Origin of the sequence: Deinococcus radiotolerans (assembly GCF_014647435.1) — a bacterium.
In the GTDB taxonomy this organism is placed as follows: Bacteria; Deinococcota; Deinococci; order Deinococcales; family Deinococcaceae; genus Deinococcus; species Deinococcus radiotolerans.
Genome location: NZ_BMPE01000057.1, coordinates 1 through 714, shown reverse-complemented (window position 1 = coordinate 714; position 714 = coordinate 1). Strand labels below are relative to the sequence as shown.

Sequence of the window (714 nt, the reverse complement as noted above, 5' to 3'; positions counted from 1 at the left end):
CGCCCCTGAACCTCTTGGTCCTCGGCGTCGTGTTGCACGGGTACACGGTGCCGCTCGTCTGGACCGCTCTCGATCACGACGGCAACAGCGGCACGGTCCGGCGCATCCAATTGGTCTCACGACTCCTGAAGGCCCTTCCAGCGGCCCGCTGGAAGGGCCTGGTCGCTGACCGGGAGTTCATCGGTGGGGAGTGGTTCCGCTTCCTGAGGCGCAAGGGCATCAAACGGGCCATCCGCATCCGAAAGAACGCTGTGGTCGACGAGCTGCGCGTGGACGCGTGGTTCGGTGATCTGAAGGTTGGGGAAGTCCGGTGCATGGCTGAAAAGGCGTACGTCTACGGTGAGGTGATGCAGGTCGTGGCCACCAGGTCCCCCGCGGGGGACCTGGTGGCCATTGCCACGGATTTCAGCGTGTGGGACACTTGCGTGCTGTACCAGGCTCGCTGGTCGGTGGAGTGCACGTTCGCGAGCCTCAAGGTCCGCGGGTTCGATTTGGAGCGGACCGGCATCACCCGCCCGGACCGGCTGGAACGTCTGTTCGGGCTGGTCGTCCTGGCCTGGATCAGCTGTCTCCGGGTGGGCGTGTGGCTCCAGGCGCAGGTTCCGGTCAAGGTGAAGGCTCATGGCCGGGCGGCCACGAGCCTCGTGCGGTACGGCGCGGAGCGGCTGTGCCATGCCCTGCGGTGGAATCTCCCCGAGTTACCCGCACTGATCA

At 66.1% G+C, this 714-nt stretch carries 1 protein-coding gene; it reads left to right on the top strand.

The genetic code is table 11. The annotated features are described in order from the left end of the window. Positions 1 to 714 (top strand): transposase (locus tag IEY63_RS22075; protein ID WP_189071145.1); only part of this gene is annotated, 714 nt, incomplete at both ends.